General features: G+C 73.8%; 17 protein-coding genes. 11 read left to right on the top strand and 6 right to left on the bottom strand.

The genetic code is table 11. The features are described from left to right. Nucleotides 1-51: 51 nt before the first annotated feature. Nucleotides 52-1,188, bottom strand: a complete 1,137-nt coding sequence (locus AYX06_RS08790) for a hypothetical protein (RefSeq protein WP_147017349.1) — start codon at nt 1,186-1,188, stop codon at nt 52-54. Between the two features lie 140 nt (nt 1,189-1,328). Here AYX06_RS08790 and AYX06_RS08785 point away from each other — a divergent pair, with 140 nt between their 5' ends. From AYX06_RS08785 to AYX06_RS08765, 5 genes are all read left to right on the top strand, one after another. Beyond that, a complete protein-coding gene (locus tag AYX06_RS08785; protein ID WP_062735453.1) occupies nt 1,329-1,727 on the top strand; it encodes an NUDIX hydrolase in 399 nt (132 codons plus the stop codon). A 43-nt stretch (nt 1,728-1,770) separates the two neighbouring features. Then, nucleotides 1,771-2,244 (top strand): DUF2867 domain-containing protein, encoded by a 474-nt coding sequence (locus AYX06_RS08780; RefSeq protein ID WP_062735452.1) that lies wholly within the window; start codon nt 1,771-1,773, stop codon nt 2,242-2,244. Nucleotides 2,245-2,399: 155 nt separating this feature from the next. Next, a complete protein-coding gene (locus AYX06_RS08775; RefSeq protein WP_062735451.1) occupies nt 2,400-5,936 on the top strand; it encodes a proline dehydrogenase family protein in 3,537 nt (1,178 codons plus the stop codon). A gap of 45 nt (nt 5,937-5,981) precedes the next feature. Then, nucleotides 5,982-8,636: a gamma-glutamyltransferase gene (ggt, locus tag AYX06_RS08770; protein WP_232319269.1), complete on the top strand. Its 2,655-nt coding sequence runs from the start codon at nt 5,982-5,984 to the stop codon at nt 8,634-8,636. Between the two features lie 106 nt (nt 8,637-8,742). Then, nucleotides 8,743-9,795 (top strand): LLM class flavin-dependent oxidoreductase, encoded by a 1,053-nt coding sequence (locus tag AYX06_RS08765; protein WP_062735450.1) that lies wholly within the window; start codon nt 8,743-8,745, stop codon nt 9,793-9,795. A 104-nt stretch (nt 9,796-9,899) separates the two neighbouring features. On the opposite strand, the gene AYX06_RS08760 is transcribed toward AYX06_RS08765, so the two are convergent. The 3 genes from AYX06_RS08760 to AYX06_RS08750 form a co-directional block, all read right to left on the bottom strand. Continuing rightward, entirely contained in the window at nt 9,900-11,288 is a 1,389-nt protein-coding gene (locus AYX06_RS08760) for a sensor histidine kinase (protein ID WP_062735449.1), read from the bottom strand. After that, nucleotides 11,285-11,908, bottom strand: a complete 624-nt coding sequence (locus AYX06_RS08755) for a response regulator transcription factor (RefSeq protein ID WP_062735448.1) — start codon at nt 11,906-11,908, stop codon at nt 11,285-11,287. The genes AYX06_RS08760 and AYX06_RS08755 overlap by 4 nt, the downstream gene beginning before the upstream one ends. Nucleotides 11,909-12,111: 203 nt before the next feature. Continuing rightward, nucleotides 12,112-12,966 (bottom strand): AfsR/SARP family transcriptional regulator, encoded by an 855-nt coding sequence (locus AYX06_RS08750; protein ID WP_062735447.1) that lies wholly within the window; start codon nt 12,964-12,966, stop codon nt 12,112-12,114. Between the two features lie 309 nt (nt 12,967-13,275). Between AYX06_RS08750 and AYX06_RS08745 the strand changes: the two genes are divergently transcribed. The 6 genes from AYX06_RS08745 to AYX06_RS08720 all read left to right on the top strand — a co-directional run bounded on the left by AYX06_RS08745 (nt 13,276) and on the right by AYX06_RS08720 (nt 19,155). Next, nucleotides 13,276-13,830: a hypothetical protein gene (locus AYX06_RS08745; RefSeq protein ID WP_147017355.1), complete on the top strand. Its 555-nt coding sequence runs from the start codon at nt 13,276-13,278 to the stop codon at nt 13,828-13,830. A gap of 94 nt (nt 13,831-13,924) precedes the next feature. Beyond that, nucleotides 13,925-15,685, top strand: a complete 1,761-nt coding sequence (locus AYX06_RS08740; protein ID WP_084271526.1) for a multicopper oxidase family protein — start codon at nt 13,925-13,927, stop codon at nt 15,683-15,685. Continuing rightward, nucleotides 15,682-16,194, top strand: a complete 513-nt coding sequence (gene lepB, locus AYX06_RS08735; RefSeq protein ID WP_186815600.1) for a signal peptidase I — start codon at nt 15,682-15,684, stop codon at nt 16,192-16,194. The genes AYX06_RS08740 and lepB overlap by 4 nt, the downstream gene beginning before the upstream one ends. Nucleotides 16,195-16,311: 117 nt before the next feature. Further along, on the top strand, nt 16,312-17,961 hold the full coding sequence (locus AYX06_RS08730; RefSeq protein WP_062735445.1) for a peroxidase family protein: 1,650 nt from the start codon (nt 16,312-16,314) through the stop codon (nt 17,959-17,961). Between the two features lie 139 nt (nt 17,962-18,100). Then, nucleotides 18,101-18,433 (top strand): ArsR/SmtB family transcription factor, encoded by a 333-nt coding sequence (locus tag AYX06_RS08725; protein WP_062735444.1) that lies wholly within the window; start codon nt 18,101-18,103, stop codon nt 18,431-18,433. Then, a complete protein-coding gene (locus AYX06_RS08720) occupies nt 18,430-19,155 on the top strand; it encodes a cation transporter (RefSeq protein WP_062735443.1) in 726 nt (241 codons plus the stop codon). Before AYX06_RS08725 ends, AYX06_RS08720 begins: the two co-directional genes overlap by 4 nt. A 196-nt stretch (nt 19,156-19,351) precedes the next feature. Here the strand turns inward: AYX06_RS08720 and AYX06_RS08715 are convergent, their stop codons facing one another. Then, complete coding sequence (locus AYX06_RS08715) at nt 19,352-21,331, bottom strand: hypothetical protein (protein WP_062735442.1); 1,980 nt, start codon at nt 21,329-21,331, stop codon at nt 19,352-19,354. 163 nt (nt 21,332-21,494) lie between these two features. Continuing rightward, nucleotides 21,495-22,070 (bottom strand): cysteine hydrolase family protein, encoded by a 576-nt coding sequence (locus AYX06_RS08710; RefSeq protein ID WP_062735441.1) that lies wholly within the window; start codon nt 22,068-22,070, stop codon nt 21,495-21,497. Nucleotides 22,071-22,173 lie beyond the last annotated feature (103 nt).

Below are 22,173 nucleotides of genomic sequence, written 5' to 3'. Positions count from 1 at the left end.
AGGCGGCCGGACAGGGCTGCGTCTGCCCGGGAACGGGCAGGGCAGTCCTCATCAATCAGGTGTGGAACCGGGGTCGAACGCCGGGGGCGCGGGGAGGTCCTCCGCGACCCCGCGCGGCAGCTCGGTGCCGTCGGCCGTCGACCGGGCCGTCAGGTCCAGGACGAAGGCCGCCCCGGGCATGCCGGGCCAGGCGCCGGCCCCGGCGTCGCCGAACGGTGAGCCGGTGCCGCCGCTGCCGGAGGACGAGGAGCTCGTCCCGGTCGTGCCGACCCCTTGAGCGCCCGTGTGGACACCGGCGTCGACCGGAGCCGGGGCCGCCGCAACGGCCCCGCCGCTCTGGGGAACGACCAGCGCGCGGAGGAGATCGGCGGGGGAGGCGACACCCGCCCGCGGGGTGATGGACGCTGCCGGGGTCACCGTCTCCGCCCGCAGGCGTTCGGCAGGCTCGGCCAGCGCGGCACGCTCCGCGAGCGCGGCCGGCGCGCGGTCTGCAGGAGCAGGGACGGCGCCGTCGGGCACCGGAGCCTCCGGCACCCCGTCCCGCGACGGGGCGGGGGCCGCAGGCGCCGGGGCCCCCGGCGCCTCGGCCGGTGACCCGGCGTCGAGCGGAGCCGTGTGCGGGGCGGACGGAACGGGCGTGACCCCCGGAGCGGGCACGAGAGGCGGAAGGCCGGGAACGGCGACGGGGTCCTGCCCGACGACGGGGGCCCGGACGAGCACGTCGTCCACGGTCCCGGTGACGGGCCGGACGACTGCGTCCACCGTGCCGGTGAGGTCCTCGACCAGTCCGGTGGTCTCCCGGGTGGCGGCGCCCACGGTGCCGGGCGGCACGATCTCGCCGACCACGGGCACCGCGGCGACGGTGTCGTCCGCCGCCTCGGCGAGCGGGACGGCGAGTTCCTCGACCGCCCGTGTCAGGTCGCCGACGGTGCCGGTGACCTCCTCCACGAGCGGGCCGGTGCGGAGCTCGACCGGTGGCACGGGCGCGGGAGCCGGGGACTCCGCGGAGGGAGCCGGCTGCAGGACGTCGCGGACCGTGCCGCCGAGGTGGTGATCGAGCTCGCCCACGGGCCCCTCCGCGGCGCTCGCCGAGGTCGCTCCGATCAGGAGCCAGCCGAGGGCGGTCAGCGCGGAGAGGAGCGCCAGGCGCACGGCGGCGGCACGGGAGCGCCGCATCGACGACGTCACGGTGGCACCTCCTCGTTCGCATCCTGACGAGTCCGGCCCGCTGGGGGGTGCTCCCAGGGTAGGACCGCACGACGTGCATTTCAATGAATTCGTCTGTAAAAGAGCGGCCGGCCCGCACCGGCCGCCGGTAGGGTCGGGACATGCGCATCGTGCGGGCCGCCGCGGCGGTGGTCGTCGGCGCGGACGGCCGGCTGCTGCTGATCCGCCGGGGCACGGACCCCCAGCGCGGTCGCTGGAGCGTGCCGGGCGGCCGGGTGGAGCCCGGTGAGACGGTGGCCGAGGCCGCCGTCCGGGAGGCCTTGGAGGAGACCGGCGCCCGGGTGCGCGCCGAGCGCGAGCTCGGGGCGGTGCGCGTCCCCGGCGGGCGGGACGTGGTCTACGAGGTGCACGACATCGCGGCCACCTTCCTCGGCGGGACGCTGCGCCCCGGCGACGACGCCGACGAGGTCCGGTGGGTCGCCCCGCAGGAGCTCTCGGCGCTGCCGACCACCGACGGGCTGCTCGAGCACCTCGCGCGCTTCGGGATCCCGGTGCGCTGATCCCGCGCTCCCCGGCCCGGCGCCCGCGTGCTTGGATAGGGGCATGGGACGGACGCAGGGCTTCTACGTCGACACGGTGCAGCGCACCAGCCCGGCCGACCGGGACGCGGTGTGGTCGGTCGTCGAGGGCATCGGCGGGGAGCGCGGCTGGTACAGCACCGACCGCCTCTGGGCGGCCCGCGCCGCAGCCAACCGCCTGGGCCTGCCACCCGGGCGGCTGCGCCACCGCGAGGACCCGGACCGGCTGGCGCCCGGGCAGCGCCTGGACTGGTGGACGGTCGAGGCCCTCGAGCCGTCACGGCGGCTGCGGCTGCGCGCCCTGGTCCGGATGCCCGGGGAGGCCTGGCTGGACATCTTCCTGGAACCCCGCGCCGACGGTGGCTGCCTCTACCGCCAGACCACGGTCTTCCGGCCCGCGGGCGCCGCCGGTCGCGCCTACTGGTACGCCATGCTCGCCCCGCACAAGGCGGTCATGGGCCGGCTCGCCTCGGACATCCTGGAGCACGCGCGCCGCTAGGGACCGCGCGGCCTCTTCCGCAGCGGCTCTTCCGCCGGCGGTCCCGCAGCCGTAGCGTGGTCTCACCGGCCACCGTGACGCCCGGTGGATGCGGCCGGTGGCCGAGGGAGTGCCTCGGCACCGCTGCCGGGCGGAGCTCCCAGGAGAGTGCCGCCATGTCCGCCGACGCCCCGTCCGTTCCCGACTCCCGCGCACTGGCCGACGAGGCCGTCGCCCTGGTCCGCGAGTGGCTCACCCGCGCCGCCGACGGCCGGAAGCACCGGGACGGCGCCGCCGACCGCCTCGCCACCGTCCTGCAGGACCCCCACGGGCTCGAGTTCACCGTGGGCTTCGTCGACCGGGTGGTGCGCACCGAGGACGTCCGCGCGGCGGCCCGGGCCCTGCGCTCCGTCGCGGAGATCGTCCCGCGCACCATGCCGGCCGCGGACCGCGCCCAGATCCGGGCCGGGGCCGCCATGGCCTCCACGGCCCCGCAGGTGGTCGTCCCCGCCGCGCGCGCCCGGCTGCGCCGGCTCGTGGGCCACATGATCGTCGACGCCCGGCCCAAGCCGTTCGGGCAGGCCGTGCGGAAGCTGACCGCCCAGGGGCACCGGCTCAACATCAACCTGCTGGGCGAAGAGGTCCTCGGCCAGGAGGAGGCGGACAAGCACCTGGCCGACGCCGCCGCGCTGCTGGACCGCGACGACGTCGACTACGTGTCCCTCAAGGTCTCCTCGGTGGTGCCGCAGCTGTCCCACTGGGGCTTCGAGGGCACCGTGGCGGCGGTGGTCGAGCGGCTGCTGCCCGTCTGCCGGGCGGCGGCCCAGGCCCCGGCCGGGAGCAAGTTCATCAACCTCGACATGGAGGTCTACTCCGACCTGCACCTGACCACCGAGGTGTTCACCCGGCTGCTCGAGCGCCCGGAGCTGCGCGGGCTCGAGGCCGGGATCGTGGTCCAGGCCTACCTGCCGGACGCGCTCGCGGTGGTCCGGCGGCTCTCCGCGTGGTCCGCCGAGCGGGTCGCGGCCGGCGGCGCCGGGATCAAGGTCCGTCTGGTCAAGGGCGCCAACCTGCCCATGGAGCGGGTGGACGCCGAGCTGCACGGCTGGCCCCTGGCCACGTGGGGCACCAAGCAGGACACCGACACCAACTACAAGCGGGTCCTGGACTGGGTCTTCCGCCCCGAGCGGATGAGCGGGCTGCGGCTCGGCGTGGCCGGGCACAACCTCTTCGACATCGCCTTCGCCCACCTGCTCGCGCAGCGCCGCGGCGTGACGGAGCGGATCGAGTTCGAGATGCTCCAGGGCATGGCCGTGGAACAGGCGCGGGCGGTCAGCGCGGACGTCGGCGAGCTGCTGCTCTACGTGCCCGCCGTGCGCCCCGCCGAGTTCGACGTCGCGGTGTCCTACCTCGTGCGCCGGCTCGAGGAGAACGCCTCGCACGAGAACTTCATGTCGGGGATCTTCGACCTGGCCCCGGACAACGAGGTCTTCGCCCGGGAGGAGCGCCGCTTCCGCGCGGCGCTCGAGGCGCTGGACCCGCGGCAGGACGCCGACCCGGTGCCCGCCCGCGCCCAGGACCGCAGCGCCCCCGGCGCCGGCTCCGAGCACCTGCCGCTGGACGAGGCCTTCCGCAACGAGCCCGACACCGACGTCGCGGTCCCGGCGAACCAGGCGTGGGCCGAGGGCATCGCCGCCCGGATCACGGACCGCCGCTGGTACGAGGAGCTGCCCGTGCCCGGGCCGGTGGACGCGGCCGACGTGGAGCGGCTCGTGGCCACCGGCCGGGCCGCCGCCGAGGACTGGCACGCCCGCGGCGCCCGCGAGCGCGCGGAGATCCTCAACCGGGCCGCCGACGTGCTGGCCGCCCGCCGCGCCCACCTGCTCGCCGTGGCCGGCGCGGAGGCGGGCAAGACCCTCGGGCAGTCCGACCCGGAGGTCTCCGAGGCGGTCGACTTCTGCCGCTGGTACGCCCGCCGGGCCCTCGAGCTCGAGACCGTCGACGGCGCCCGCTTCGTCCCCGACCGGCTGGTGCTGGTCACCCCGCCGTGGAACTTCCCGCTGGCCATCCCCACCGGCTCCACGGTGGCGGCGCTGGCCGCCGGGGCCGCGGTGCTGCACAAGCCCGCCCCCGAGGTCCGGCGCTGCTCGACCGCCGTGGTGGAGGCCCTGTGGGAGGCCGGGGTGCCGCGGGACGTGCTGCAGCTCGTGGACTCCGTGGAGGGGGAGGTCGGGCAGGCGCTCGTCTCCCACCCCGGGGTGGACCGGATCGTCCTCACCGGCGCCTACGAGACGGCCCAGCTGTTCGGCTCCTGGCGCCCGGGCCGCCCCCTCACCGCCGAGACCTCGGGCAAGAACGCCATGGTGATCACCCCCAGCGCCGACCGGGACCGGGCGGTGTGGGACCTCGTCACCAGCGCCTTCGGCCACGCCGGGCAGAAGTGCTCGGCGGCCTCCCTCGGGATCCTCGTGGGCAGCGTGGCCCGCTCCCCGCGGTTCCGCCGCCAGCTGCTCGATGCCGCGTCCTCGATGGTGGTGGACTGGCCGCAGAACCTGCAGGCCACGGTGGGCCCCACCATCGACGAGCCGGGCGGGAAGCTGCGCCGGGCCCTGACCCGGCTCGACCCGGGGGAGGAGTGGCTGCTCGAACCCCGGCAGCTCGACGACACCGGGCGGCTGTGGCGGCCCGGCATCAAGACCGGGGTGGCCCCGGGCTCCTTCTACCACCGCACCGAGTGCTTCGGCCCGGTCCTGGGGCTCATGGAGGCCTCCGACCTGCACGAGGCGCTCGAGCTGCAGAACGCCGTGCACTACGGCCTCACCGCCGGGCTGCACTCCCTGGACCCCGAGGAGATCAGCACGTGGGTGGACCTGGTCGAGGCGGGCAACCTCTACGTCAACCGCGGCATCACCGGCGCCATCGTCCAGCGTCAGCCCTTCGGCGGCTGGAAGAGGTCCTCGGTGGGGCTGGGCGCCAAGGCCGGCGGGCCCAACTACCTCGTCCAGCTCGGCTCCTGGCAGAAGGCCCCCTTCGCGGAGGTCCCGGCCGGGCAGAGCGGCACCGGGGCGCGCCCCGCCGGGCCGATCGCCCACCACCTCGAGGCCCTGCGCCCCCTGGTCCCGGAGGCCGACGCGGCCTGGCTCACCGCCTGCGCCGAGCAGGACCAGGCCTGGTGGGAGCGGGAGTTCGGCCGCGTCCACGACGCCAGCGGCCTGGCGTGCGAGGCGAACCTGTTCCGCTACCGCCCGCGCGACGTCGTCGTGCGCGCCGCGGAGGACGCCCCGCTCACGGACGTGATCCGGGTGGGGCTGGCCGCCGTGCGCTCCTGCTCCCGCGCGGTCCTCGTCCCGGCGGCCGAGGTGCCGGGGGAGGTGCGCGAGCTGTTCCGCTCCGTGCTGGACCCGTGCGGGGACGAGGCCTTCGCCCGGGTGGCCGCGGACTGGTCGGACCCCAGCGGGTCCGGGCGAATCCGGGTGGTCGGGACCGCGCACGGGCTGGCCGAGGCGCTGGCGGGGCGGCCCGAGATCGACGTGCTCGCGGATCCGGTGGTCGGCGCCTCCCGCGTGGAGATGCTCCCGATGCTCGCCGAGCAGGCCGTCGCCGTCACGATGCACCGCTTCGGCAACCCCTCGGCGGACGCCGAGACGGTGGTGCACCGGCTGGTGACGGCCTCGCAGCCGGCGGAGGCCCCCGCGCAACCCTCGGACATCTGAGCATCAGCCCTGGTGGGGTCGGGGATCCGGTGCCAGCATGAGCCCATGCGCGCATCCCTGAGGTACCTCGCACTGGGTCTGGCCGGAGCGCTCGGCGTCTCCGGCACCGTTCTCGGCGGCTCCGCGGCCGTCGCGCACCAGGATCGGCAGCACGAGGGCCGGGGCTCGCCCGTCACCGCGGAGCTGCCCAAGGTCCCCACCATGACCGGCGGCGGCGGGGCGGTCTCCTCGGTGGACCCGCTGGCGAGCCAGGTGGGCATCGACGTCCTCGAGCGGGGCGGCAACGCCGCGGACGCCGCCGTGGCCGCCGCCGCCACCCTGGGCGTCACCGAGCCGTACTCCGCGGGCATCGGCGGCGGCGGCTTCTTCGTGCACTACGACGCCGCCACCGGGGAGGTCCGCACGATCGACGGGCGCGAGACCGCTCCGGCCACCTACACCGAGGACGAGTTCCTGGGCGAGGACGGCGAGCCGCTGGACTTCGCCACCGTGGTCAGCTCCGGGGCCTCCGTGGGCGTGCCGGGGACGCTGGCCACCTGGGAGACCGCCGCCGAGGAGTTCGGCACGATGGACCTGCACCGGCTGCTGCGACCCGCCGAGCGGATCGCCGCCCGCGGCTTCACGGTGGACGAGAACTTCTCCGAGCAGACGGCGGCCAACGCCGAGCGCTTCCGGAAGTTCCCCGCGACGGCCGCGCTCTTCCTGCGCGAGGGCGAGGCGCCGGCGGTCGGGGACGTGTTCCGCAACCCGGACCTGGCCCGCACCTACCGCACCATCCGGCACGAGGGCACCGGCGCCTTCTACGACGGGTCGATCGGGGCGGCGATCGTCGACGAGAGCCGGGCGCCCACCACCGCCGAGGGCGTGGCCGTCCTGCCCGGGGAGATGACCCGCGAGGACCTCGGCTCCTACGAGGCCCTGCTCAAGGACCCGGTCTCCACCGAGTACCGCGGCCTGGAGGTCTACGGCATGGGCCTGCCCAGCTCCGGGGGGATCACGGTGGCCGAGACCCTCAACCTGCTGGAGGCCTACGACGAGCGGACCGGCACCGCCCTCGCGGACGTCCCCGAGACCCAGTACCTGCACCGCTTCTCGGAGGCCACGGCCACCGCCTTCGCCGACCGCAACCGGTGGATCGGGGACGTGGCGGGCGTGCCCGTCGCGGAGCTGACGAGCCAGGAGTTCGCCGACGAGCGCGCCTGTCTCTTCGAGGAGGGGACGGCCCAGCCCCGGCCCATCGCCTTCGGGGAGCCCGACGGGGACTACGCCGCGTGCGGGACGGGGCAGGCCCGCCAGCCCGAGCCCGTCGGCGGGGTCTCGACCACCCACCTCAACGTGGCCGACCGCTGGGGCAACGTGGTCTCCTACACCCTCACCATCGAGCAGACCGGCGGCTCCGGGATCACGGTCCCCGGGCACGGGTTCCTGCTCAACAACGAGCTGACCGACTTCAACTTCGCGCCCCTGACCGAGGGCGTGCCGGATCCGAACCTGCCGGGGCCGGGCAAACGGCCCCGCTCGTCGATGAGCCCGACGATCGTGCTGCGGGACGGGGAGCCGTGGATGTCGGTCGGCACCCCCGGCGGGGCCACGATCATCACCACCGTGGCGCAGATCCTCACCGGGCACATCGACCGGGACCTCGCCCTGGTCGACGCCGTGGCCGCTCCGCGGCTGAGCTCCCGCAACGGGACCGAGGGCGCCGACCTCGGCCTCGCCGGCTCGCCCACCGGCGCGCAGCTGCGCGAGCTCGGTCACGAGCTGGAGGACGTGCGCTGGATCGGCAACGCCTCGGCGATCCGCGTCCTCGGGGACGGGCGCTTCGTCGCGGCGGCCGAGACCGAGAGCCGCGGGTGCGGGCCGGGTCCCGTCCGCCGCGGACCGGGGCCCGTCCCGCGCGGGCGTGTCGTCCGCGCACCCGCCCGCGGCCTAGGCTGGGCCGGGAGTCGCGACCGCCGCGCCCGCCCGACCCAGGAGCAGCACGTGTTCAGCCATCCCGCCCCCGAGCCCGCCGAGCCCGCCGGTCCCTCCGCGGCCGCCCCCGGGGAGCCCGCCCTCGACGGGCGGTGGCGCGCCGCCACCGCCGGCTGGCGTCCGTCCTCGATCCGCTCCGCCGGCGCCGAGCGCGTCTGGGCCTGGGTGCGCCACGCCTGGGAGGCCCTCGCCGCCCCTGCGGCCGGGGACGACGACGAGGCGGTGGCCGGCGACGACGCCCCGGGCCGCTCCGGCACGGGGTCGGGGCGCCGGGCGGACGACCTCCTGACGGTGGCCGCGCTGCTGGCCCTCCAGGAGCGGTTCCTGGCCGTGGCCGCCGGCGAGCCGGTGCCGGCCGAGGTCCCCGACCCCCGCCGGGAGGGCGCCACCCTGGGCGAGGACGAGGTCCTGGCGGTGGTGCGCCGGACGTGGGAGATCGACCCGGCGGAGGCCGGCGCGGACGGCTTTGCGGCGGAGCTCTCCGGGTTCCTGCAGGACCACCTGGACGAGCTCGCCGAGGAGGTGCGCGAGCGGCTGGTGGATCGGCGCGGGCCGACGCAGCTGTTCGCCGAGCTGTGGAGCCTCGAGCACGTGGACGAGCTCGAGCCCGCCGCCGAGCAGGACGCGGCGCCGCCGTTCCCGCTCTCCACGGACGACATCGCCTGGATCGTCAGCGGCGTCCCGGGCCCCGAGAAGCACACCGCCTGGGAGTGGCTCACCCGCTGACCGGGGCGGCGGACCGGGACGCACCGGCCGGAACAGCGTCGGAATAGAACGGTCCGGCGGCGACTTTTATGGATGCATCCACAAAATCACGACCAGGAGCACCGCCATGACCCTCCAGCTCGGCCTCAACACCTTCGGCGACCTCTATCCCGGCCCGGACGGGCGGATGCTCAGCGGCGCCCAGGTCATCCGCAACGTCGTCGCCGAGGCCACGCTGGCCGACCGGGTGGGGCTGGACTTCTTCGGCATCGGCGAGCACCACCGGGAGGACTTCGCGGTCTCCTCGCCCGAGACGGTCCTGGCGGGCATCGCCACGGTGACCGATCGGATCCGCCTGGGCTCGGCCGTGACCGTGCTCAGCTCCGACGACCCGGTGCGCGTCTACCAGCGCTTCGCCACCGTGGACGCCCTCTCCTCCGGCCGCGCCGAGGTCATCCTCGGGCGCGGGTCCTTCACCGAGTCCTTCCCCCTCTTCGGCTATCCGCTCGACCAGTACGAGGCGCTGTTCGAGGAGAAGCTGCAGCTGTTCGACCGGTTGCGCACCGAGGGGGTCATCGACTGGGAGGGCCGGCTGCGCGCGCCCGTCCGGGGGCTGGAGGTCCACCCCAAGACCGAGTCCGGGTCGCTGCCGGCGTGGATCGCCGTGGGCGGCTCGCCCCAGTCGGTGGTGCGCGCCGCCCACTACGGGCTGCCCGTGATCTTCGCGATCATCGGCGGGAGCCCCGCCGCCTTCGCGCCCTTCGCGGACTACTACCGCCAGGCCCTCGAGCACTTCGGCAAGGAGCCGCAGCCGGTGGCCTTCCACTCCCCGGGCTACGTCGCGGAGACCGACGAGCAGGCCCGCGAGGAGTTCTTCCCGCACCAGGCCTACACGCACGCCCGGATCGGCAGGGAGCGCGGCTGGGGCCCGCTGACCCGCGCCGAGTTCGACGCGATGTGCGGCCCGGAGGGCGCCTACTTCGTGGGCTCTCCCGAGACCGTGGCCCGCAAGATCGTGCGCTCCTCGGCGGCGCTGGGCGCCGCCCGCTTCGACCTGAAGTACGCCGTGGGCACCCTGGACCACGCCCGGATGACCCGCAGCATCGAGCTGTTCGGCACCGAGGTGCGCCGCTACGTCGAGGACATGACCGCCGACCTGCCGGCGGGCCTTTCCGGCTGAGCCTCCCCGGCCCGGACGGCCGGACCCGGCGGGCCGGCCGTCGCCGCCGGCCGGGCACGGGAGCCTGCTGGGCCCCCGGGGCGGGCGGGGCCGGCACGGGACCGTCAGAACCGTACGGTGACGGCGTCGTGGGGCAGGGTCGTCAGCACGGTGGTCCCCACCCCCGGGCGGGACCGGATCGAGAGCTCGGCCCCCGCGGCGTCGGCGATGTCCCGCATGATGCGCAGCCCGAGGTGGCCCTCCGGCGACGAGCCGGAGTCGTCGAAGCCGGTGCCGTCGTCGCTGATGGTCATCACGGTGGCCCCGTGCACCACACCGAGGTGCACGGTGACCGTGGACGCGTGGGCGTGCTTGGAGATGTTCGCGAACGCCTCCCGCGCCACCTTCAGGAACATGCCCTCCTGCTCCGGGGTGAGGAACACGGCGGGATCGATCTGCACGGCGGTGTCGACCCCCCGCTGGACGAGCGGCTCCGCCAGGTTCGCCATGGCCTTCGGCAGGCCGAGGGTCAGCAGGTCGGGCGAGTAGAGGGCCGTGGTGATCCCGCGCAGCGTGCGCAGGCTGCCCTGCAGGATCGAGCGGGTGCGGCCGAGCACGCCGCGCTGCTCCGGGCCGGCCTGCATCTCCTGGGCCTCCAGGGCGTAGGAGAGTCCGGCGAGGTCCTGGATCACGTCGTCGTGCAGGTCCCGGGCGACCCGGACGCGCTCCAGCTCGGCCGCGTCCACGGCGTGCTGGAGCAGCCGGGCCCGGGCCGCCCGCTGGTCCTGGATCCGCCGGGCCAGACGCACTGCCGGACCGAGCTGGGCCAGCTGGAACAGCACCAGGGTCAGCAGCAGCGCGGGAGCCATGCCCAGGAGTACCGATCGCTCCTCCTCGCGCACGATCGCGTCGTCGTAGTAGGCCTCGAAGACCAGCTGCTCGCCGCTGGCGGGGACGAAGCCGACGTAGACCTCGACCAGCTGGCCGGCGCGGGACTCATGGGTGTTCTCCGTCCCCTCCTGGTGCTCGATGGTGGCAACCCCTTGACCTTGGGCGACCAGGTCCGCGTCCCAGGGCGGCGGCCCGAAGTTCTGACCGACGAGAGAGCGCTCGTCGGAGTAGAGGATCGTGCCGTCCTCGTCCCAGATCTTGATGCGGTGAATGGTGCCGTCCTGGAGCCAGGGGCGCAGACGCTGGTCCAGCTGAGCCGCGTCTGCCGTCCCGCCGGAGAGGAGGTCGTCGGTGATCAGGGGCGCGACGGCGTAGCTGGTGAGCCTCTGGGTGGTGCGCAGGACGTGGTCCACGGCATGCTCCTCGGCGACGACCCGGATCCACCAGGCCGCCGGCACGGCGGTCACCAGCAGGACCACCAGGCCGGCGAGCAGGAACCGCGCGATTGCCGCCCGCACCTCGGAGTGCCGGGACAGGGACTCCGAGGCGGTGACCGGCCAGGACGGGAACAGGGTCTCGACCTCCGGAGCGGTGCCGCCCCCGTGGGGCAGGGTGCGTCTCATCGGCCGTCCCCCAGCAGTCCCAGCCTGGACGCCGTGGCGACCGCCTCGAGCTGGGAGTGCGCGCCCAGCTTGGCGAGGATGGCCTTCACGTACCCCCGGCAGGTGTTCGGCGTGATGCTCAGCAGCTTCGCGTTCTGGCCCACGCTGTGGCCCTGGGCCATGAGCCGCAGCACCTCCATCTCGCGCTGGGTCAGTGCGGGTGCGTTCCCGGTGCGATCGGCGCGGCGGCAGGTGTGGGCCGCGGTGAGCAAGGACGGGTGGACGATCATGGTGCCGAGGCGTGCGCTGCGGATGGGCTGCAGCAGTGTGGCGAGGGAGCCGTCCTTGGGCAGGAAGGCGCAGATGCCCGTGCCCGCCGCGGTCTCCATCAGGTGCTGGGACGGATCCCCGGTCAGCATGACGATCCGTGTCGCCGGCGCCTCGGCCAGGATGCGCGCGGAGGCCGTCATGCCGTCTCCGCCGGAGAGGTGGTAGTCCATGACCACGACGTCGGGCCGCAGCGCTGCGCACAGGCGGACGCTCGACTCGACGTCGTCGGCCACGCCGACGCTGTGCAGATCCGGCTCGTGGCTCAGCGCGCCGGTCAGCAGCTCCGCGAACGTGGTGTGGTCGTCGACCACCAGTATCGAGGTGCGCGTGGCAGTCCCCTCATCACGCCCGTCGGCCATATCGGACCAGCCCCCCGGCATCCCCTCCATTACGTAGCGGTAGTATGCCGATCGCGAATCCTGCGGGGCAAGGGGTGCACTGTACCCACTTCGGGGGTTGACCAGGGGTTTTGTTCGGGAGCACCTCGGTGTGTGGGGCCGCATGACGTGGTCCGCTACGCGGCGGCGCTCAGGGACCGTCCCAGGAAGGCCCGGAGGACGCTGGCCGCCTCCTCGCGCGCCAGGAGCGGTTGCGTGCCGGACGACCACTCCGGGTCCCCGCCCCGGCCGTGGAGCACCAGCAGGGCGGACAGGGCCTGTCCCAGCTCACCGCCCGTCGCGGCGGTGCTGCGCAGCATGCGTTCGTAGGCCGCCCGCAGGACGATGGTGGGCGCGCATCCCAGTTCCTGGTCCAGAACCTGACGGCACCGGTCGTAGGCCTGGAGGCCCTCGATCGGGTGACCGGCGGCCTCGAGCCCGAGCACCAGGACCGTCCAGGACCGTTCGTGCAGCGGGTCCTCGCCGAGCACGTCGCGAGCGTGCCGCACCGCCTCCCGGTGCCGGCCCAGCTCCAGCGCCGCCTCGGCCGCCGAGATGCGGGCCTCGAGCACCTGCGCCGCGTGCAGCTGCCGCTGTCGCTCCACCCACTCGCAGCACAGCTCGTTCTCCAGCAGCGGGGCCGTGGCCAGTGCGAGCGCGTCGCACCACAGCGGATAGGCCCGGGCAGCGGGGCCGCGGCGGGCCCGCTCCACGAGCAGCTGGAAGCGGTGCACGTCCAGGTCCACCGCCGACTCGTCCATCACATAACCGCCGTTGGCGGTGCGCAGCGGCCCGCTGCGGCCGGCTCCGGGCTGCAGGCCTCGGCGCAGCACGCTCACGTAGCTCTCGAGGTTCTGCAGGGCGGCGGCCGGCGGCCGGTTCCCCCAGAGGAGCTCGACCAGCCGGTCCTTGGACACCGGCATGCCCAGCTGCAGCAGCAGGACCTCCAGGATCTGCCGCTGCTTCGGCCCTCCGAGCTCCTTGGGCGTCAAGGTGCGTTCCCCCCGGCGTACCTCGAGCGGTCCCAGGACACGGGCGCGCAACCGAACGCCCTGCCCACCTGTGCTTCCCGCATGGCCTGTTGTTCCCACGGGTCCCCCTTCCCGGAAGTGAACACCAGTGTGTCGGTGGGAGAGGAGAAGGATCAGCCCTCTTCGAGGGGGTGCGACCCCCCCCAAAACAGGGGGGTCGGCCCGGCTGTTGCCGGATTCCGGGAGAGTGCTTCCTGCCGCCGAGGAGAAGGCCCGACTTGTTTCCGTGCGGGCAACGTTTTCCCAAGGTCGGCTTTCCATCGTGCTGGCATGACCACTTCAGCCACGCCCACTGCCGTCGGTTCCGCTGCCGGTCCCGCCGGTGAGGACGGTCCCGCCCGACGGGCCCGCCGGCGCCGGCTGCTCCCGGCGGTCGCTGTGCTGGGGCTCGGCGGTGTCCTGGGCGGGGTCGCGCTCGCGCAGGACGAGGTGCCGAGCACTCCGCTCGGTGCGGTGGCCCCGGTGGCCGGGGGGCTCGCGCGCATCAACGGCGTCCTGCCGGTGGGCGAGACGGTCCCCGGCACGGGAAACCAGGCGGCCGAGGACGGCACCCACCGGGTGCGGGTGCTGCTGGAGCTCACCGCGCTGGAGCCGGGCGGGATCGGGTTCCGTGCGGACGACTGGGCGGTGGAGCGCCTCGGCGGCGGCGAGTCCCCGGTCCTGCAGGCCTCCGTCACGGAGACGTCCGTCCGGCAGGGCGACGTCCTGCTGACCGAGCTCGTCTTCGAGGTTCCGGACCGCGCACTGGAGCTGACCCTGGAGGGAGCCGGTGACGCCCGCCTGTCGCTGGGCTCCGACCACCACCGCGGGGGCGATCCCCGATGACCGCCCCGCCGCGCCCGGCCCCCGGGCCGTCCCGCCACCGGGTGTCCGGGACGCCCGGAACGCCGTTTCCGAGCCTGCTCGAAGGAGAAGTCCGATGACCCTCTCACGAAGGAATGTCCTGCTGGCCGGGGGCCTGGGAGTCCTGGGCGCCGGATCGCTCATGGTGCCCACACGGTCCGTGGACGCCAAGTCCGCCAGCCGGCTCGACGAGTCCGAGATGCCCCGGCCCTTCCGGACGGAATTCGTCCAGGCCCCGGTGCTGCAGCCGCACGCGCGGACGACCGACCCGGCCGACGGGGCGCCGGTGCACCACTACGTGGTCACCGAGCGGGCCGCCGACGCCCAGATCCTGCCCCGAGCCGGGCTCACCACCCCGATCCTGGGCTACAACGGGATCTTTCCCGGCCCCACCATCAGCCTCGAGCAGGGGACGAAGGCAGTGCTGCGCGTGCGCAACCAGCTGCCCCAGACGCACGCCCTGGACGGGCACGTCCTGTCCACCTCGACCCACCTGCACGGGTCCGCGTCCCTGCCGCAGTACGACGGCTACGCCAACGACGTCACGAACCCCGGCTTCTACAAGGACTACCACTACCCGAACTTCCAGTCGGCGAGGACGCTCTGGTACCACGACCACGGCGTGCACCACACCGCGCTCAACGCCTACTCCGGCCTGGCCGCGCAGTACCACCTGCACGACCCGCTCGAGCGGGGCCTCCTGCCGCAGGGCCGTTACGACGTGGCCCTCACCATCTCCGACGCGATGTTCGCGGAGGACGGCTCGCTCGGCTACGACGACAACAGCCACTCCGGGCTGTGGGGAGACGTCATGCTCGTCAACGGGCGGCCGTGGCCGGTCATGAAGGTGCAGAAGCGGGTCTACCGTTTCCGGGTGCTCAACGCCTGCATCTCCCGGTCGCTGCGCCCCACGCTGAGCACGGGCGACCCGATCGCGGTCGTCGGCACGGACGGCGGCCTGATGCCGGGCACCCAGTTCGTGAACAACTACCGCCACGCCGGGGCGGAGCGCTACGAGGTGCTCATCGACTTCCGCAAGTACCGCACCGGGCAGCGGATCGAGCTGCGCAACCTGTCCAACGACAACAACGTGGACTACGACTACACCCACCAGATCATGGCGTTCGACGTCGTGGACGAACCCGTGGACACCTCGGACCCGACCTGGAACCGGATCCCCGCGCAGCCGGCACCCGGCAACGAGGTGATGGCCCTGACCGCGGCCCAGTCGACGCGGACCCGGCACTTCGAGCTCGACCGCACCAACGGGCTCTGGACCATCAACGGCGCCATCTGGCAGGACGTCGTCGCCAGCGGCTACCAGAAGGTCGCGGCACAGGTGGACGTGGACGCCGTGGAGATCTGGGAGTTCGAGAACGGATCCGGAGGGTGGTTCCACCCTCTGCACATCCACCTCGTCGACTTCCAGATCCTCAGCCGCAACGGGGGCTCGCCCTTCAACTACGAGCGCGGTCCCAAGGACGTGGTGTACGTGGGCGAGGGGGAGACCGTCCGGCTGCTCATGAAGTTCGGTCCGCACCGGGGCCGGTACATGATCCACTGCCACAACCTCTCCCACGAGGACCACGACATGATGGTCCAGTTCCGCGTGGGCCTCGCAGAGGGCGAGCCGGACCCGTGGGACCCGATGACGGCCGCTCCGCCCCAGTGGGAGGGGGACGGGTCCTCCGCCCCGTCCCCGAGTCCCACGGCCAGCCCGACGCCCTCGCCCTCCCCGAGCCCCACGGTCAGCCCCACGCCCTCGCCCTCCCCGAGCCCCACGGCGTCCCCGAGCAAGGGCAAGGGCTCCGGCGGGGGCCAGCAGAAGCCGCGATGACGGCCCCGGCCGGAACCGCCCGGAGGGCCCGCCCCGGGCGGGCGGGGACCGCCGCGGGGCTGCTGGTCGTCGCCGCGGTCGTCGCGCTCCGGCTGTGGGTGGTCGAGCCCCTCGTCGTCGGCTCCGACAGCATGGAGCCGACCCTGCCGGAGGGCGGCCTGGTCCTCCTCCTCAAGAGCGGCTCCCCGCAGGAGCGGGCCGTGCCCGGGGCCCTGGTCGTCCTCGCGGGCCCCGACGGCGGGCACAGCACCGTCAAACGGGTCGTGGCCTCCGGAGGGCAGACCGTGGCCATCCAGGACTCCGTCCTGGTCGTCGACGGCGCACCCGTCCCCGAGCCGTTCGTCGACCACGACCGGATCGACGGCACCTGGTTCGGCCCCGTCACCGTCCCACCGGAGCACGTCTTCGTCCTGGGCGACAACCGCTCCCCGTCCGTGGACTCCCGCGACTACGGCAGCGTCCCCCTCTCCGTCGTCGAGGCCACGGTCCTGCTGCCCCGAGGGCCGTGACGGCCCGGACCCGCCGGGGAGCAGGTCCAAGGCTTTTCCAACCACAGCTCCCTTCACTGGTGTTCACACCAGCGAATACCGGGTCCGTCGTGGCGGGCCGTGCCGGAAGGAACCAGCATGCATCCCCTCGACACCGCGTCCACCTCGGCCGCTGCGACGGACGGGCCCGGTCTCTCGCGCCGCGGCGTCCTCGCCGGGCTGGCCGCCGGGCTCGTGGCTCTGCCGGCCGCGGGTGCCACACCGGCCCACGCCGCGCCACGCGCACCGGTGACCACCCCCGCCGGCGGAGTTCTCTCGGGTGGCGGCGGCCACGGGGCGGCCCACCTGCGGGGCGCCGACATCGCGGTGACCGCGGGGCGGAAGGTCGAGGGGCGGTTCGGGGTGATGTTCCCGAAGCTGCCCGCCTTCGCGCCCGACGACGCCCTGCTGGAGGGCCTCGCGCACCGGATGATCGACCGGACCCCGCCGCTGAGCGACGTGTCCCTGAGCAACGACGGCTTCGACAACCCCGACATGCCTGCGGGCTTCGCCTACCTGGGCCAGTTCATCGACCACGACATGACCCTCGACCTGACCCCGCTGCCGGAGCAGCAGGTCGACCCGACGGGCCTGACCAACTTCGACACCCCCTTCTTCGACCTCGGCTCCGTCTACGGGCGGGGCCCGGCGGCGGATCCGCAGCTCTACGACCCAGCGGACCCGCGGAGGATGCGCCTGGGGCGCACGTCCGACGGGCTGCCGGACCTGCCGCGGCGTGCCGACGGAACCGCCGTCATCGGGGACCACCGCAACGACGAGAACCTCATCGTCTGTCAGCTGCACCTGGCCTTCCTGCTGCTGCACAACGGTTTCGTGGACTCCGGGGCGTCCTTCGAGGAGGCCCGGCGGCTGACCCGCTGGCACTTCCAGTGGCTGATCGTGCACGACTTCCTCCCCCACGTGGTCGGCCGGCCCGTGGTCGAGGCCATGCTGCGGGCGGACGCGCGGGGTGCTGTGACCGTCGACCGCCGGTTCTACCGGCCGGGCAATCCGCACCGGCCGATGATGCCGATCGAGTACTCCGTGGGCGCCTACCGGTTCGGGCACAGCATGGTGCGGGCGGAGTACGAGATGCACGACGAGGTGACCATCCCGTTCTTCGGCTCCCCGGGCCACGACCTCCGGGGCTCACGGCCGATCCCCTCGATCGCCCGGATCGACTGGAACTACTTCTTCGAGATCCCCGGCACGAGCGCCCCGGACGACCGCAACCTGACCCGGCTCATCGACACGAAGCTCGCGCTGCCGCTGGCGGAGCTTCCCCCGACCGTGGTGAAGCACGTCGACGGCGCCATCCTCAACCTGGCCCAGCGCAACCTGCTGCGCGGCAAGCGCCTGGGCCTGCCGGCCGGGCAGGACGTGGCCCGGGCCATGGGGGTGGCGCCCATCCCGAACGACCGGCTGGGGCTGACGGAGCGCGGCTGGAGCGGGAAGGCCCCGCTGTGGTTCTACGTGCTCAAGGAGGCCGAGCTGCTGGGCGGACGGACGCTGGGGCCGGTGGGGGGACGGATCGTCGCCGAGGTGATCCTGGGCGTCCTCGCCCTGGATCGCTCCTCGTTCCTCAACGCACCCACCGCGTGGGCGCCGGCGAGCACGCCCTTCGCGTGCGGGGACCTCCTCCGGATGGCCGGCGTCGTCCAGGAGGGCCCCGGCGCGGAGGAGAACGAGCTCCCCGAGGAGCAGGGCCCGGAGGGGGATCCGCCGGAGGAGGCAGCGCCCGGGACGTAGCACGGCCACGGGGGAACCGGCGGGGCCGAGGGCGTCGACGGGGCGTGGCTCCGCTGTCCGGCGGAGGCGGAACGCGCCCCGGACGGAGGATCCCTGGCGACCGCCTCGTTGAGTACACGTTCGCGTGTACTGTGGGTGCATGACCTCGGTGACCCTCACCCACGCCGCTGCCCTGACCCGGCTCGGCCACGCCCTCTCGGAGGGCGCGCGCACCCGGATCCTGCTGAGCCTGCGTGAGGGCCCGGCGCGTCCCACGGACCTGGCCGAGCGCCTGGGCGTGTCGAAGCAGGTGGTCTCCAACCAGCTCTCGTGCCTGCGCGGCTGTGGGCTCGTGGTCGCCGCCCGCGAGGGACGCAGCACCTGGTACCGGCTGGCCGACCCGCGGCTGAACGGTGCCCTGGGGGACCTGCTGGACCTGGTGGTCACCGTGGATCCCGACTGCTGCTCCCCGGAAGGCTGCACCTGCACATGAGCTCCGTCAGCCTGGGCCGCACGCCCCTGACCGCCGCCCGCCGCTCGCTCCTGCACCGGCGGGTGCGCTGGATCGTGGCCGGCACCATCACCTACAACATCCTGGAGGCGGTCGTCGCGATCACCGCCGGCACGGTGGCCTCCTCCTCGGCGCTGATCGGCTTCGGGCTGGACTCCGTCGTCGAGGTGCTCTCCGCGGCCGCGGTGGCCTGGCAGTTCGCCGCCCCCGACCCGCACCGCCGGGAACGGGCGGCCATGCGGGTGATCGCCTTCTCCTTCTTCGGCCTCGCCGCCTTCGTCGCCGTCGACGCAGCGCGCGCCCTGCTCGGGGCCGCCGAGCCGGAGCACTCCCCGGTGGGGATCGGCCTGGCGGCGGTGAGCCTGGTGGTCATGCCGCTGCTGTCCTGGTTCGAGCGCCGCACCGGCCGGGAGCTGGGCTCGGCCTCGGCGGTGGCCGACTCCAAGCAGACCCTGATCTGCAGCTACCTCTCAGCCGTGCTGCTGGCGGGCCTGGTGCTCAACAGCACACTGGGCTGGACCTGGGCCGACCCCGTGGCCGCGCTCGTGATCGCCGCCGTGGCCGTGCGGGAGGGGCTGGAGGCCTGGCGCGGGGATGCCTGCTGCACGCCCGCGGCCGTCCTCGTCGGCGCGGACGACACCGGCGTGGACGGCGACGACCCTGCCGAGGGGTGCGGAGCCGGCTGCTCCTGCTGCGGTCACTGATCTCGGGCCGACCGACCCGTTCCCGCCCGCTCGCAGGAGCCGGACCGCGGTTTCCGCACCCTGGTGCCGTTCTCGGAGCCGGGAACCGGGCCCGCTGCCTCCACGTGTCCGGAGGACTCTCCTCGGGGCGCAGGCCGGCCCGCGCCAGGGGGGACCTGGGCGCGGGCCGGCCGGCAGGGGGTCTTGCTCCAGGGGCTCATCCGGCGCCGACCACACCCCTCGCCTCTCCGCCGCGGGTCGACTGCACGAGCACGCTCGAGACGCGCTGGCCCGGACCCGGCTTGGCGCGGTACTCCCAGCTGCCCAGGGTGTCCACCGGTGCGGAGCCGATCTTGACAGGCGTGCCCGAAGTCGTGTCGTAGAGGTTGACCGACGTGGCGGGGTTCAGCAGGGACGGTGCGCCGGGGACCAGGGCCGTGCCCGTGATCCGGATCTCCTTGCCCACACGGTGCCGGGAGCCCGCGGCGACGCTCACCACGTCGTCGCTCTTCACGGTGGTCGTCACAGGAGCGCTCCTGTTGCCCGCGGTGTCCGTGACCACCAGCTGGAGCACCGGGTCCGCGTCCGGCGCCGCGGGCGCCGTGGCGCCGGTCGTCGTGAAGAACGGCACGGTCACCTTCGGCTTCGCCGCGTCCGTCCTGTCGAACGTCACCGCGGGGCCGCTCACCTGGGACCACTCGTAGGTGACGGCTCCGGCGTTGTCCGCCGAGCCGCTGCCGTCCAGCTCGGTGGCGATGCCGCGGGCCACCGAGGCCGTCAGCTCGGCGATTGCCGCGGTCGGTTCGACGGTGTCTCCGGCCGGGGTGCCGGGGCCGGTCCCCGTGCCGCCCTCGGTCTCGGTGACAGGACCGGGGTTCTCCCCTTCAGGGGGCGCCGGAACCCCGACGGGCGACGCCTCACCGCCGGTGACGACGACCGGGACGGTGGCCTCGCTCGTGCCGGTCGAGACGGTGACGCTGACCGGAGGGGCAACGGTGTCGAACGAACCCTGATGGGTGCTGTCAGCCCCGGCCACCATGTCCCCGAAGCCTTCGACCTTCGCGGACGCGGACGTCGTCCTCGCCACGACGGTCAGCTTCGTGCCGTCGTACGTGGCGGAGGTGGGGATGGAAACGTCGCTCACACTCACCGTGCTGGTGCTCTGCGGGTCGTCGGTGAGGTTCGTGACGGTCACCTCGCTCGGTGCCGCCCCGTCGACCTTGATGCGGGCATAGGCGAGCTCGGAGGTCCCGGGCGCCTTTTCCAGGGGAGTGGCCGGGATGTTCTGCCCCGCCACCTCGAGACTGTCACCGCGGCTGGTCGCGAAGACGTCGAGGTAGGTGCCGGTGGCGTCCGAGCTGACGACGGCCTGCTCGGCCTTCACCCCCGTGTTCGTGGCGATCTTGCCCTGGACCGTGAACAGGTCGGTCGTCGCGGAGACGGCCTCACCGGTCTGCGCGTTCGTGCCGGACACCGAGAAGGTGGTCCGGAGGCCTCCCACGACCGTGTGCGGCACATCCGGGTTGCCGAGGTAGCCCTCGGGGGCTCCGGTGTCCCACTTCAGGAACGGGCCGAGATTGCTCCCCAGCGGCGTCTCGAAGTTGCCGACGGCGGGAGCGATGTCCTCCACGAGCTTGGCGCTGCCCTCGGCGTCGGTGTCGACCTCGATGGTCCCGTAGGGGTGGGGGAAGGAGAGCGTGCTGTTGGCCGGCCCGTCTTTGACCACCAGGCGCTGCCGGGCGAACACCATCTGCTCCCCGGGCGCCACCTCGTTGGCGAAGGCGGCCTCCAGCCCGAGCGTGAGCACCGCGCTTCCGCCGCCGGGGAGGTCCAGCTCGGAGCCGGCCAGCATGTAGAAGATCTCGTGGGGGAAGTTGCCCGGCAGCGCCAGGGGCCGCTCCGGGTCGAAGCCCTCCTCCGGAGCGAGGCCGCACAGCGGATTCCCGCCGTCGTCGCACAACTCCAGGCGTGTTCCGGTCGCGTCCTCGTACCAGGCCGGGAAGCCGTACTTGCTGTTCACCGGGCCGACGGCCGTCAACTGCCCGGGATTCTTCTCGGTGACCATGGTGGCGGCCACCGCGGCACTGAGGCCCGTGGCGCCCAGCACCAGGGCGACGGACGCTGCGAGGCCCCGCCGGAAGCGGGGTCGTCGTGGTGGGTCCCGCAGCAGCTCCCGGGGACCGGTTGACGTGCTCATGGCGACTCCTCATAGAGCGAAGGTGATGACCTCGCCAATATGTGGACCGCTTCTTGGAAAAATCCTGTTGCACATGCGATCGGGTCGGAGTCGTAGCAGGTCGGAGTGCGTGCGGTGTCGCGACGCAGACCGTCACACCAGGCTGGTGGTCACGTTCTTGCGCTCAGCCCCGCAGCCGGGCCACCGAGTCGGGCTGGTGCAGGATGTCCTGGCGCATCTCGTCCTCCAGGAAGGCCAGGAGCGCCTGGGACAGGTCCGCGTTCTCGGAGGCGACCGCGTCCCGGGCCACGGCGACCCGGAAGTTGTGCGCGAACGCGTCGATCGCGGTCTGCGCCACGCAGCTGTGCGTGGAGATCCCGCACAGCACCAGGCGGTTCGCGTCCAGGTTGCGCAGCCGGGCCGCGAGGTCCGTGTCGAAGAACGCGCTGTCCCGGGTCTTGATCAGCCCCACCCCGCCCTCGGTGTCGAGGCCGGCCACGTACTGGGACTGCTCCGTGCCGGGGTAGGCGAAGCCCTGCCCGTCGTCGTGCATGTTGACGGTCCAGGTGGAGCGGTCCCGCTCGTGCTGGGTGCGGATCAGCAGCACCGGGCACCCGCCCTCGCGGGCCGCCGCGATCAGCTCGTTCACCTTCGCCGTCACGGACTCCCGCTGCTCCTCGAGCTCGGGGAAGTCGAAGTAGGAGTTCTGCATGTCGATGACGAGCAGGGCCGTGCGGCCCTCCGTGCGCTGCGGGGTCATGGCGTCCTCTCCGGTGGGGGGCGTCGCCGGGGGCGGCGACGCGCGACGATCTGATCAGCGAACTTACTACCAATGCCGCGGACGCTCCAGCCGCCGTCCCGCT

This window comes from Kocuria turfanensis, from assembly GCF_001580365.1.
Lineage (GTDB): Bacteria > Actinomycetota > Actinomycetes > Actinomycetales > Micrococcaceae > Kocuria > Kocuria turfanensis.
The sequence above is the reverse complement of the archived record's forward strand: the minus strand, read 5'-3'. Positions and strand labels throughout refer to the sequence as shown.